The 12,543-nt window shown below is 63.3% G+C and carries 12 protein-coding genes; 4 read left to right on the top strand and 8 right to left on the bottom strand.

Annotated elements, in window-relative coordinates:
* Nucleotides 1-53: 53 nt before the first annotated feature.
* From QEH68_RS03955 to QEH68_RS03970, 4 genes are all read right to left on the bottom strand, one after another.
* Nucleotides 54-764, bottom strand: coding sequence for an SRPBCC domain-containing protein (locus QEH68_RS03955; protein WP_207596246.1), 711 nt, complete (start codon nt 762-764; stop codon nt 54-56).
* A 72-nt stretch (nt 765-836) separates the two neighbouring features.
* A complete protein-coding gene (locus QEH68_RS03960) occupies nt 837-1,898 on the bottom strand; it encodes a DUF6707 family protein (protein ID WP_280626647.1) in 1,062 nt (353 codons plus the stop codon).
* 73 nt (nt 1,899-1,971) lie between these two features.
* Complete coding sequence (locus tag QEH68_RS03965) at nt 1,972-2,511, bottom strand: NUDIX hydrolase family protein (RefSeq protein ID WP_024819523.1); 540 nt, start codon at nt 2,509-2,511, stop codon at nt 1,972-1,974.
* 183 nt (nt 2,512-2,694) lie between these two features.
* A complete protein-coding gene (locus QEH68_RS03970; RefSeq protein WP_280626649.1) occupies nt 2,695-3,426 on the bottom strand; it encodes a hypothetical protein in 732 nt (243 codons plus the stop codon).
* A gap of 85 nt (nt 3,427-3,511) precedes the next feature.
* Between QEH68_RS03970 and QEH68_RS03975 the strand changes: the two genes are divergently transcribed.
* Nucleotides 3,512-4,117 (top strand): YdeI/OmpD-associated family protein, encoded by a 606-nt coding sequence (locus QEH68_RS03975; protein ID WP_280626651.1) that lies wholly within the window; start codon nt 3,512-3,514, stop codon nt 4,115-4,117.
* Here the strand turns inward: QEH68_RS03975 and QEH68_RS03980 are convergent.
* Nucleotides 4,114-5,271 carry a glycoside hydrolase family 76 protein gene (locus QEH68_RS03980; protein ID WP_280626653.1) on the bottom strand — a complete coding sequence of 386 codons (1,158 nt, stop codon included), beginning with the start codon at nt 5,269-5,271 and terminating at the stop codon, nt 4,114-4,116. The genes QEH68_RS03975 and QEH68_RS03980 overlap by 4 nt on opposite strands.
* A gap of 84 nt (nt 5,272-5,355) precedes the next feature.
* On the opposite strand from QEH68_RS03980, the gene QEH68_RS03985 reads away from it, so the two are divergent.
* Together QEH68_RS03985 and QEH68_RS03990 are read left to right on the top strand one after the other, a co-directional pair.
* Nucleotides 5,356-6,153 (top strand): SDR family NAD(P)-dependent oxidoreductase, encoded by a 798-nt coding sequence (locus QEH68_RS03985; protein WP_280626654.1) that lies wholly within the window; start codon nt 5,356-5,358, stop codon nt 6,151-6,153.
* A complete protein-coding gene (locus QEH68_RS03990; protein WP_280626656.1) occupies nt 6,153-7,445 on the top strand; it encodes an acyl-CoA dehydrogenase family protein in 1,293 nt (430 codons plus the stop codon). Before QEH68_RS03985 ends, QEH68_RS03990 begins: the two co-directional genes overlap by 1 nt.
* Nucleotides 7,446-7,471: 26 nt before the next feature.
* On the opposite strand, the gene QEH68_RS03995 is transcribed toward QEH68_RS03990, so the two are convergent.
* The 3 genes from QEH68_RS03995 to QEH68_RS04005 all read right to left on the bottom strand — a co-directional run bounded on the left by QEH68_RS03995 (nt 7,472) and on the right by QEH68_RS04005 (nt 10,665).
* Nucleotides 7,472-8,299 (bottom strand): DUF1684 domain-containing protein, encoded by an 828-nt coding sequence (locus QEH68_RS03995; RefSeq protein WP_280626658.1) that lies wholly within the window; start codon nt 8,297-8,299, stop codon nt 7,472-7,474.
* 229 nt (nt 8,300-8,528) lie between these two features.
* Entirely contained in the window at nt 8,529-9,911 is a 1,383-nt protein-coding gene (locus QEH68_RS04000) for an Ig-like domain-containing protein (protein WP_280626660.1), read from the bottom strand.
* Between the two features lie 94 nt (nt 9,912-10,005).
* Nucleotides 10,006-10,665, bottom strand: coding sequence for a hypothetical protein (locus QEH68_RS04005; protein WP_280626662.1), 660 nt, complete (start codon nt 10,663-10,665; stop codon nt 10,006-10,008).
* A gap of 283 nt (nt 10,666-10,948) precedes the next feature.
* Here QEH68_RS04005 and QEH68_RS04010 point away from each other — a divergent pair, with 283 nt between their 5' ends.
* A complete protein-coding gene (locus tag QEH68_RS04010; protein WP_280626664.1) occupies nt 10,949-12,511 on the top strand; it encodes a sigma-70 family RNA polymerase sigma factor in 1,563 nt (520 codons plus the stop codon).
* Nucleotides 12,512-12,543 lie beyond the last annotated feature (32 nt).

Consider the following 12,543-nt stretch of genomic DNA (forward strand, 5'->3'; position numbering starts at 1 on the left):
TGGCACGCTACCAAGTGTGCCAGCTTTACCCGAAGTAACCCGCGGAGGAAGCCCTACGAGCCGTAGTTCTCAGATTTCCAGTTGTCCCACGACGAGCGGATGTCCGCCAAGGTGTGGGCCCCCAGATCGTAAGTGGAGGCGATCACCATGGAGCCGCCGTCGGGCCTTTTCTCCGGAATCGGCAGCTGTTCCGCGACGATCAACAGGCCGTCTCCGTGCTCCGCGTAGCTGTGGACGGTGAGGCCAACTTGATGCCGGCTCTTGAACCAGACCTTGCCGGAGATCTTCTCGCCCGTTGCCAGGGTGAGCGAATACTCCTCCCCAACGGGCGGCAAATCCCCGAGTCCCAGCTTTTCAATCGCCGGCCCGCCCTTGCCCGGAAGCGAAATAAAGTGCGTCCGGCGGTGCCCATGCGGGTGACGTTCCAGGGCGAAGCGCAGCTGATGCAGGAAGGTGAGCCAGCCCTGGGTGATGTCCTCGTCCCATTCAGCCCACTCGGAATTGTGGTCGAGCGCCGCCCTGGTGACCCTCACTTCCGTCCCGCCGGAGACAGGGTGGAGCTCAAAGACATCGCCGCCATTGACGGTCAGGCTCGTGTGATCGGGCCCCTCCACAACGTCGGTGTTGAAATAGATCTGTTTGATTTCGTCGGTGAGATCGTCGGCTTCCCAGCCGTGCCATTGAGCCACCAGCGACGGTTCACGCAGCATTGTCCAAACCTGCTGCGCGTCGGCATTAATCACAACGCTCAGATTGTTCGTCATGGCCCCGAATCTACCGCCGTTCGCGCCCGCATAACAGGTCTTGAAATACCCAGAAGCGGCGGGTCCGGAAATTTATGCCCGCACTGCTTCGAGTTCGTTGCTGATCCGCCGGGCCAACTCGTCTTCGCCGATGGTCTTGGAGCCGCCGTGGGCGCGCAGGAACATGAGCGCTTCGAGTCGGAGGAACCGCCAATCGCGTTCGGCCTCGTGGTTGCCGTTGTCGATCGCGCGGAAGATTTCTTTGTCGTACAGGTTGGGTTCGTTGAGCGAGCGCTGCCGGACCCGGGCGTTGATCCGGGCCTTGAACGGGTCCTCTTCCTGGGACTCGGGCGCGCGCAACAGTTTCTCGTAGACCGCGGCACGTTCGGCTTGGCCGGCTTCGCGGCAGATGAAACTGGACAATGCCAGCGCCCGCTCAATGGATGCCCAGCGGTCCAGGTTGCCGTCAAAGGGCAGCACGTTGAGCAGGTCCGCTACGGCCAGGGCATGGTCCGGATCGCGCAGCACAATGCAGAGGTCGAACGCCAGGTTGCTGAGATCCCGGAGGCAGCTGCCTGATTTGGTGTTGATGCCCTTCGTCAGGCGATCCGCCAGGACCTGGACGCCGTTCTTGCCCTTATGGTTGGCCGCGGCTGCGCTCACCACGGCCTCCGGGGTGCCATTCGGTTCGGGGATCAGGGCCAACTCTTCGGCGCTAGGGCGGGTGTACGTGGGTGGCATTTCCGGACGGGGAGGAACGACGACGGCCGGCTCGGGGGAGGCATCGGAGCCTCCTTCTGCGGAGGTACTGGAGGCAGGGGTGCTGGAGTCGGGTGCACCAGAGTCCGGAATGCTGGAATCCGGCGTATTGGACTCGGGGGCGCCCGCGCCCGCCGTCCCGGCGTCGCTCTCCGCATCCACGCCTGCATCGACGGCGTCCCCCACAGGGACACTGGACCCGGCAGCGATCCGCACCGTGCCGCCGTCGACCATGGTCACCAGCAGCAACGCGGCAACGCCGTAATCGTCGTTCTGCACCTCGATGCCGGCGATTTCAGCGGCTGGCCCGTCGCCGGGCGGATAGACAAAATCTCCGGGCCGCAGGTCCCCAGCCTGCTTCTCTCTGTACTGCTGTGTGGCTGGGCTGTGAGTCATCGGAAGTCCTTTGGTTCTCTTGGGGTCCGCCGTCCAGTCTACAAAGGGCGGCTGGTGCAGGTGCGGGGACCCGCTAGAGAACGATGCCCGAAAAAGCCAGCGCCTGGCGCACGAGGTTCCCGCGTCCGCCGTCGAATTCCTGCTGGACGTTCTCGCTCAGCACCTCTTGCGGCGTCATCCAGGTGAGTTCCAGTGCGTCCTGGCGTGGTTCGCATTCGCCGGTCACCGGGATGACGTAGGCCAGCGAGACCGCATGCTGGCGGTCATCCGTAAAGCCGGTTTGGGAGGGGGCCGGGAAGTATTCGGCCACGGTGAAGGGGACCGGGCTGATGGGGAGCTGCGGGAAGGCCAAGGGACCGAGGTCCTTCTCCATGTGACGCAGGAGAGCTGCGCGGATGGTCTCGCGGTAGAGGACGCGGCCGGAGACGAGGTAGCGGACCATGTTGCCGTCGGCATCGCCCTGCAGGAGCGTGCCAACCTCATTCACATACCCGAGCGGATCCAGCCTGACCGGAACAGCCTCCACGTAGACCATGGGAAGTCGGCCGCGGGCTTCGAAGAGGTCTTCATCTGAAAGCCAGCCTGGATACGGGTCGGGTGTACGTACGCTCATGGTTAAGTTCTACCCCATCCCCAGCCGAACTTCCTTGGTGGCGTTCCGGTGGCTGCGAGGTTACGCTCTCGGCGGTATTAGAGGACCAGAATCGTCTCGTGCGGCTTCCCGGGTGTTATGTGGACGAGGATTTTCTCCTGCGGATGCGATCAAACGGAGCTTCCGCAGGGCAGCTGCCAAGGACTAGCTGCTTGGGCTCGCCGGCGCCTGCTGCGATGGTGATTGTTCGATCACGATCGACGCCGGCGCTGCCCCACCCGCAGCATCCGGGTTGGCGACGTACAGCACGTCCTCGCTGATCCTGGCTTCGATTTTCGCTTCGGTGAGCCGGTGCAACAACGGCTCCAGTCCGCCGTCGTACTCGAAGGAAAGATCCCCGTTGGCGCTGTCCGCGCCGTGGATCGCGCGCAGGATGCCGCCGTTTTTGGTGGTGAACGTGGCTGACTCGTCGTCCTCCGTGCGCGGCCGGGCGCCGATGTTCCGCAGATCGTTGGCCGCAAGGCCCACGAAAGGGCTGATCCAGTTGCCTACTACGGCCAGCGCCGGGTCAGCCTCCGTGGACGTGGCCCAGGTGCCATCCGCTGCCCTGGTCGCAGGGAACGCGAAGAACTCGAAACCGTCCTCGGCAGAGATCCGCACGGTGGGTCCGTCCTGGGTTTCGTTCCAGTCAGCCTGGGTGCCGTCTTCCTCGGTGCGGCGCGCAAATTCCGCCAGGTTCCCCACCTCCACACCGAAAATCGTGGAGCCGTCCAACGGATGACCCCGCTCCACGAATCCCACCGCGAGGCGACCCGAACCGGCGTCGAACTCGCACCAGGCGTCGTCGTCCACGGTCTTCACCATCCCGAGCGCTTGGAGGAGCGTGGACCACTGATCGGGGCGGGACGTGTAATGGGTGGGGCGGGCTCGCAGCATTGGTCCTCCTGGGCAGGGTAGTCACTTCCCAGCCTATGCCGCGTGGACTTGCCTTGGACCGCCCGTTTCACAGCAGAATAGGCTCATGCCCATTGAGCTTCCGGAACTCCTTCTCAAAGACGGCGCCGCGTGGCGTGACTGGCTTTCGGCGCACGCTGCCGAGAGCCCGGGAGTGTGGCTGATCCTGCACAAGAAAGGCGGCACGGTCACGGAGCTGGACTACGACGCCGCCCTGGATGAGGCACTGTGCTTTGGCTGGATTGACGGTCAATCGAAGAGCCGCGACGACGAAAGCTACATGCAGCGCATGACGCCGCGGGGCCGCAAAAGCATCTGGTCAGTCCGGAACGTGGGCCACATTGCCCGGCTGGAATCCGAGGGCAAAATGACCGACGCCGGACGTGCCGCCGTCGAAGCCGCCAAGGCCGATGGCCGCTGGGAAGCTGCCTATGCAGGTCCTGCGGACTCCGTGGTCCCTGACGATCTGGCTGCCGCCATCGCCGCGGTGCCGGAAGCGCAGGCGATGTTCGAGGTCCTGACCTCCCAAAACCGCTTCGCGTTGATCCACCGCACCAACGGAGTGAAACGTGCAGAGACCCGGGCCCGCAAGATTGCCGGGTTCGTGGAGATGCTGGCCCGGCACGAAACGCCGTATCCGCAGAAGAAGCGCCCGGCTGCCGACGGCGGTTAGAGCGTGGCCGCAGCTTCCAGCGTCATCCAGGCTTGAAGCTGCGTGGACAGTTCGACGGCGGCACCCACCGGATACGTCTCGGCCGCCGGCCGCAGTGGATTGGGGGAGAATATGAGCGCCGGGGCTTCGGCGGGGGCTGGTTCCGACGCCTCACGACGCGTCATCCAGAACGCCCCGGCCGTAGCGTGCACCAAGGCCCGGGCAGTGTCCCGAGCAGTTGCGGGCAACCGTTGGTCCCGCGCGGCAAGTGCGAGGTAGCGGACCAGGATGCCGGTGAAAAGTCCGCCGTCGCCCGTGCCGTCACCATGGATGACTCGTGTTCCGGGGACCGTCAGTTCGCGGGACACGGACTCAACCAGCCGCGCAGCACGTTCCAGGTTCTCCTGGCCACCAAGTTCCAGCAAGGCACCAAGGATTGGACCTTGGTTGTAGGTGTAGACCGCCTCCTCGAGGACGGTCTCGCCATTGCGGATGCGAAGTCCATCCAAGTAGACACCCCGTTGCGGGTCGAAAAGCCTGCTGTTGAGCCACGTCACCAGAGACTGCGCCCGTTCCCTGTGCCCGGTCCGCGCAAAGTAGAGCGCTACGGGAGCTGTAGCAGGAGTGTTCTTGAAGTCCCGTTGGGTGCTCCAAAACGTTCCGCCGCCCAGATCGTCCGTGGAGGCCGAGTGGAACTGCAGGGTGAGCTTCTTGCGAACGTACGCATTGCGCCGACGACCCGGTTTCCTGGTTTCCTCCGCCAGCTTCTCCAGCCGGTGCGTAGCGAGGGCGAGCCACGCCATGTCGTCATAGAAGTGGTTCTCGAACCTCAGCAGATTCCGCAACCGGATGGTGGTGACCAGCCGCGAAGCGAGCCTGCCCGCACTGGGGCGGGAGACGCCGTCGAACTTTGTTGTGGTGGCCAGCTCACGGCGGCCGGCGTCCACCAGGCAATCGACATAGTGCGCCTGCCACCAGTAATGCCAGGGACCAAAGACGCTGCGGAGAGTAGTGGCGGGAAGGCTGACCGCCCCGATGTGCGTGCCGGGAAGGAAGAGCAGGCGCCGGCCGAAGGTCCGCGTCACTGATCGGGCGGCCTGGTTGGCGCGCGTTGCCCACTCGTCCTGGTCCGTGAGGGGGAGCGGCTGGTCGGCAGCGAAAGCGTCGGCGGGCATGGTCCCAGCCTACCGAGGGTGCGCTGGCCCACAATTCCAGTTAACATGCATTAACGGATTTTGGGTCTGCATCAAGGAGGATGAATGGACATCGAGGGCACGGTCGCGCTGATTACCGGCGGGGCATCAGGGCTGGGGGCCGCCACCGCAAGGCGGTTGTTCGAGGCCGGAGCGTCGGTGGTCCTGGTGGACCTGCCGCAGTCCGCAGGGGATGCTTACGCCGCAGAACTGAACGCCTTGGGTGCAGGTTCTGGTCCGAGGGCGGTCTTTGTCCCCGCGGACGTCACCCATGAAGCGCAGATTCAGGCCGCCGTCGATGCTGCAACCGCCCTTGGCCCGCTGCGGATCGTCGTTAACTGCGCCGGCATCGCCACACCCGGCAAAGTGTTGGGACGCGACGGCGTGCTGCCCTTGGAAACCTTCAACAAAGTTATCCAAATCAACCTCGTGGGAACCTTCAACGTGATCCGCCTTGCCGCCGCAGCCATGGTGGAAACGGAACCGGTTTCCACCGAACTGGGCGGGCCCGAGCGCGGCGTCATCATCAACACCGCATCCGTGGCAGCGTTCGAAGGCCAGATCGGACAGCCCGCCTATGCTGCTTCGAAAGGCGCTGTGGCGGCCATGACCCTGCCATTGGCACGCGAGCTCGCACGTTCTCTGATCAGGGTGGCCACCATAGCGCCCGGCATCTTTGAAACACCCATGATGGCCGGTCTTCCGCAAGCGGCACAGGATTCCCTGGGCCAGCAGGTCCCGCATCCAGCGCGGCTGGGACGTGCGGCCGAATACGCACAGTTGGCCGCGCACATCGTGGAGAACGCCATGCTGAACGGTGAAACCATCCGGCTGGACGGCGCCATCCGCATGGGAATCAAATAATGGGCGACTACAGCGGCGGCGCGGCTTCCCCATCTTCGCCGGCGGTGCCCGCGGGCTCCGCCGGTGCGATACCTTCCTCCGTGGCGGGGTTGCCCACCGCGGACTTCTTCGACTTCGAGTCGCTGCTCAGCGTCCAGGAACAGCGGAAACTCAACGAACTCCGGGCCTTCCTTGCTTCGGAAATCGCCCCCTACGCCGGGCAGTGGTGGGAAAAGGCCGAGTTCCCGGAACACATCCTGCCCAAGCTCGCGGCGCTGCGGCTCAGTGCGCCGGCCCAGCGGGGGTACACGCACCTGTTCGCCGGCCTGGTGATCGCCGAAATGACCCGTGTGGACACCTCGATCGCCACGTTCTTCATGGTCCATCACGATCTCTTCGTTGAGTCGCTGTACGACTTCGGGAGCGACTCACAACAGGACCGCTACCTCGACGACGCCTCAAACCTGCGCACCACCGGCGCCTTCGCGCTCACCGAGCCAAACCATGGGTCTGATGTGGCAGGTGGCATGGAGACCACGGCGCGCAGGATCCAACGGGCAGCTTCCGACGGCGGTGACTACTGGGTGGTCAACGGCGCCAAACGCTGGATTGGCAACGGGACGTTCTGCGACTACATGCTGGTGTGGGCCAAAGACGAAGCCGACGGAGCCATCCGCGCGTTCATCGTTGACGCTTCCCTGCCTGGCATCACCCGCAGCCGCATCGAAAACAAGATCGCGCTGCGGACGGTGCAGAACGCCGACATCCGGTTCGTGGACGTCGAAGTCGCCGAATCGGATCGCTTCGCCAGGATCAGCAGCTTCTCCGACACCAACCACCTGCTGCGAGGCTCCCGAATCATGGTTGCCTGGCAAGCCGTTGGCCAGCAACTGGCGGCGTTCGATGTTGCCCGGCAGTACGCCGTCGAGCGCATGCAATTCGGGAAGCCGCTCGCCAAATTCCAACTCATCCAACAACATTTGGTGGACATGCTGGGAAACGCTGTAGCCAGCATGGGGATGATGGTGAGGATCGCCCAGCTGCAGGAAGACATCTCCACGGATGCCCAAGGCATTCGGCACGGCGGCGCCGACATGGCCCAAGTGGCCCTCGCCAAGGCCTACTGCAGCGCCCGGATGCGGGAGACAGTGGCTCTGGGCAGGTCCATTCTGGGCGGAAACGGAATTGTCACCGACTACCGGATCGCCAAAATCTTCGCCGACGCTGAAGCCATTTACACCTATGAGGGCTCCTACGAGATCAATTCGTTGATCGTTGGCCGCGCAGTGACGGGGGTTTCGGCAATCACCTAGTCCGGGTGGGCTTGGCGGTCCGTAATTTAGTCTCGGGGGAGTTTCTCACCGGCTTCCACCCTTACATCGATCGAATTGCCCCGCACCGGCATAGGGCATGTGCCGTAGGGGGTGAAGGCGCTGGGGTAGTTGATGCTGCGGTTGAAGTCGATCACAACGGACCCGTCCGGGCGGGGGCGAGGAATGAAGACCTTTCGCCACTCATCCGTGGTGGCACCGTTGGTCTCATCGTGGAAGGTCACGTTGAGGGCACCCAGCTTCTCTTCCTCCGCGTGGAGCCGGATTTCGTGGGGCACACCCGGTACCCGGAAAACGACCTCTCCCACTGAGCGATGGACCCCGTCCACCAAAGGATTAGCTGTGCCGATGGGAACATCGCGAGGCTCCTCGTACGCCTCGAAACGTCCCTGGATGACCCACTCGGGGTTGTAGTCGTAGGTGGGAACGCCTTGGAACTCCGTGAGAACGGGGGAGCTGTTGTCACGGGTGCGGATGGCGTACTTGTCCGCACGCATGGCAAGTTCCACCACCACTTGCTTACCGTCGACGCCACCGTACTGAACCCACATCAGTGACTCTTCGTCCTGCAGGACTGCGCTGACTGTCCCGTCCACAGGCTCGCCGGTCTGGACAAATGTGAGGCCGTCCGCTGCGCTCGCCGAAAGAAAAGCGGTAGAACCGTCAGTTGACCAGAGACCGGGGGCGAGTTCGACCTCGGCCGGGTCCGACTCCAGCCACTGGAAAGAGGTCAGGGTCAGCCAGCCATGCTCGGTTGCAAGCGCCGTGTGCCGGCCCGTGCGGAACCGCTCCCAACGGGCCAGCTGGGGATCGGTTGCTGTGGTGGGCGAGCTCATGGGTCTCCTCGGCTTGTCTTCGCGGCACGTGGCGTGGTTGCACTTTCCTCAACTATGCGCCGTGTGTGGGCATTCCCTGAACTCGAGTCGACGCCGGGGCGCAGCTGCATTGGGACGGCTCGCGCTGGCCCCCAACCCATGCCAGCGCGAGCCGAGATTGAAGAACCGGCTGATGGGCTGGACATCGTGTGCCCGGCCCATCAGCCGATCCGGCACTCAGCGGGCCTTGTTAGTGCGACCTGCGGCCGGACCAGCGTGATCCTGCGAAGGCGAGCACCGATCCGACGGCCAGGAGCGCGGCCGCTATGAAGACGAATGCCGATCCCTGCGTGCCCGTCTTTGCCAACGGTTCCTCAGGTTCCTCTGCCGCGGGCTCCGACGGGTTCTCCGTGGGCGCCACAACCAGGGGGTCCGTAGTCACGACAATCGGCTCATCCGTTTCAGTGGGCATTGACGTAGCGGTCGGGGTGGGAGTGGGGGTGGGGGTGGGGGTGCTTGGGCTTGGTGTGGGTGTTGCGGTGGCCGTCGGAGTGGGGGTGCTTGGGCTTGGTGTGGGTGTTGCGGTGGCCGTCGGTGTTGCCGTCGGAGTGGGGGTGCTTGGGCTTGGTGTGGGTGTTGCGGTGGCCGTCGGTGTTGCCGTCGGATTGGGCGAACCGTTGCCTGTGCCACTTCCGCTGCTCCGGCGGGTCTGGGCCGCCACAGGTGTTTCCTGCCCCGAGATGGTGACAGTTCCGCTGTTCTCGTAGACGTTCAATGCGGCATCGGTCACCTGGGTCACAACGTAGAGCTCCACATGAAGGCCTTTGGGAAGGCCAGTCCAGCTCGCCGTGAGTTTCTGCGGAGTGCAGTCGAGGGTTGCAGGGTACTGCTCGTTGGCATATGGCTCGGTGATGTTCCCGTCGTCGTTCAAGACTCGTCCAACGCGGGGTGTGACCCGGCTGCAGTCGATCTCCATGCCGGCTGACGGGGTATCGGCAACCACCACATCGTTGGTCTCCGCAGCCATCGGCGGCATGTAGAAGATCGACTCAAGGACTGTCTGGGCGGGGTCAACCCACCACATGGCCTTGCCTGCTTCAGTCGGGAGGGACGGACCGCACTCCGACGTGCACGGCTGAACAGCCACTGGGACACGCAGCACTGTGGAGCCGACGTTAAAGCTCAGTTCTTCAATTTCGCCGTCACCGGGATCAACCGAGTACTGCGTGCTGAAGGAACACGTCCCACCGACATTGAGGGGCTGTTCTGCCACAAAGTCCGTCAGCGTGAATACCACCAGGCCTGAGTCGTTGGCCCTTGCGGTGGCGACCGTTTCGCCGTCAGGATTCTGGAGATCAAATTCTGTGACTCCAAACCACCGCAGTTGCGGGGGCAGTTGGATGCTGAAGGTGTCACCCGGCCGGGAGTTGTCCGGCACGGACCATTCACACGTCAAATCCACCTGGTCCCACTGACTGGAAACTACTGATTCCGTCCTCAGGGTGATGTCCGCGTCCGTCAGCTCTGCAGCGTGGGCGGGCAAGGCTGACAGGCCCAGCCCCAGGACGGCCATGACAACCGCCAGAAGGGCGGCCACCAATGACGCGGTTTTTAGATGGATCTGATTTTTCATGTGCTGGATGGTCCTTAGAATCCGTGGTGAGATGCTCCGTCAATAGATGAGTGTTGGGCCATACTGGTTCGTGACGGCGTCGTAGGGAGCCGGCCTATTTTGTTTCGCAGGATGAATCCTTGGCTGCTGTTGCCGTGTCGGCGGACACCGCTGCAGCAGCGGAAGACAGCGGGTAGAACCGCAGCCGGGCAGGGCCAAGGGTGCCATCCCCCAAAGCTTCCAGCGCGGCTTTGCACTCCACCAACCTGCACAGGTTGCTTTCACTGAAAGGGAACAGCACATGCACGGCGGAGTTTTGGTACATGGCCATCGCTCCGGTGCCATTCAGTTGCCCTTTAACGGCTTCTCCCATCCGGGCCAGGAGGGTCCAGCAATGGCTCCGGCCGTCTCGAGGGCCGGCGATGGAGATGATGGCCATGGCATGCGCGCCCGGGCAATCGGGCCCGGTCCCCATTGACGACACTTCATGGATCCGCCGCTGGAAGTGTGCCTGTGTAGCCAGTCCTGTGTAGACATCCGTGCACGAGATCGGCGGCGCCGTTTCCGCAACCTCCGCCCAGCCTTCCGCCACTGACTGCAGGGCATCGACGTCCAGGGTCCTTCCCGCGGCCGAAAAGAGTGCCCGGAAATCAGTCATGGTCTCACCGATGCCCACGCCATTCCTGGCCCGTGCGGCGCCGAGCGATTTTGCTGCAGGTGCCGGAACGGATGCGCTGTCAGCCAGTGAGGAGACGACGGTCCGGACTTCGGGCAAGAACCAGTCAGCATGGAAGCGCCAGCCTGTCTGGTAACTGGTGGTCTGCCATCTACGCAGCAAAAGGTGCCGCGAGAACGTGCACTCTGCGAATGATTTTGTCCGGAACGATGTCATATCCGAAGAGTGTGCGGAGAAGCCGTTTCGTGACGAAGCGGACGGCAAAATCGTTGCTAAAGACAGTGTATAAACCGCGTCACGTCTTGCCGCTTACCCCCACTCAATAGATATGGGCAGGATTATTTACGTTTCGGGGGTGCCATAGATGGCACGAAGGTCACAAGTGGACAGTCAAGTGGACGTCGACGTCGATAGCGACGGGCACCTCATCAGGATGGTCCGTGCCGGAGAGATGTCCGCATTCGACGGGCTCTACGCGCGCCACATTTCCATCGCCTCCGCCGTAGCCAAGCGCAACGTGGACAATCCGAGCGATGCCGAGGATGTAGTTGCCGAGGCGTTCCAGTCCGTGCTGCAAAGCCTGGTGGCAGGGAAAGGGCCGGATACCTTCTTCCGGGCGTACTTGTTGTCCACGGTAACCCGGCTGTCCCACCAACGGAATCGAAAAGCCGGCAGGGTCCTGCCAAGCAGTGACGAATCTGTCCTGGACCAAACTCTGGCAGATTCCGATCCAGCCGTCAGCGCCTTCGAATCACAAACAGTGGCCAGGGCGTTCCGTGCCCTGCCGGAACGTTGGCAGGCTGTGCTGTGGTACCTGGACGTTGAGCGCATGAAGCCGGCGGCCGTCGCCCCCATTCTTGGGCTGTCCGCCAACGCGGTTTCTGCACTGGCGCTGCGAGCACGAGAGGGGCTGAGGCGGCATTATCTTCAATTCCATATCGCAGATCAGCCTGATGACGGGTGCGCCGCATTCGTCACGAAACTGGGTAACTATCTCCGGGGCGGACTCTCCACTGGAACGGAACGCAAAGTTCGCGAGCACCTGAACGGCTGCTCCAAATGCACGGCAGCCCTTGCAGAACTGAAAGACGTCCAGAACAGCATGAGGGTGGTACTTCTTCCGCTGGTGACGGGTATCCCAGTGACTGCGTGGGCGGCAAAAGGGGGCGGTCTGGGCGTTCTTGGCGGGATGGCGCCGGCAAAGGCGGTGGTCGTTCCCGCCCTTGCGAAACCCGCCGTGATGGCCGTCATTGCAGCGGCAGGAGTGGGACTGGTCTTGGGAACAGTGGGAATAGTGGACCAACTAACCCCTGACGCTTATATGGAAGAGCGCGCTGTCGAAACCGGCGCCCCTCCGGTGGGGACGGGCCGAGCGCTCGTTACACCTTCAGCGTCCCCAACCAGTACACCGGCCCCTGCCCCATCGGCCGAGGTTCAGCCGGCGCCGGTGGAGACCACCCCTCCGGTGTCAGTGCCGGAGCCGTCAACGGAGCCCGTGGCGCCACAAGTTCCGGAGCCGGATCCCATTCCGGTTCCGACGTCCACCCCCACCACGTCTGTACCAGTTCCCTCTGCGGTGCCTTCGCAATCTGGGCGGGCACAGGTCTCCGGTACTGCCAGGCGCACCTCTGAGGGCTACTTCCGCGGCACTGCCATGGAAATCGACTTCAATGCCTCAGGCACCCGACCCTTGGGCGCAGGTACGGCGGTGTTTGCAGTGGGCAGGGATTCACGGATTGTGGAGAACTCCATCGAGGCACCAGAAGGATGGTCGTGTTCCATGGCGGGGGGCACAGAAGTTACGTGCAACACGGATTCAGTCCAGCGCAGCGATCTGCACTTCCACGTGACGGTGCAATCCAAGCGCCATAAGTCCAACAGCGTGCTGAGGTACTCACTGAGCGGAAGCGGCCTGGTCACGGGGGAGTTTGAGTACCGCTATTAAAGGGATTCATCGGCAGCGTCACGAATCTCCTT

The sequence above is a fragment of the Paenarthrobacter sp. OM7 genome (assembly GCF_029873575.1).
In the GTDB taxonomy this organism is placed as follows: Bacteria; Actinomycetota; Actinomycetes; order Actinomycetales; family Micrococcaceae; genus Arthrobacter.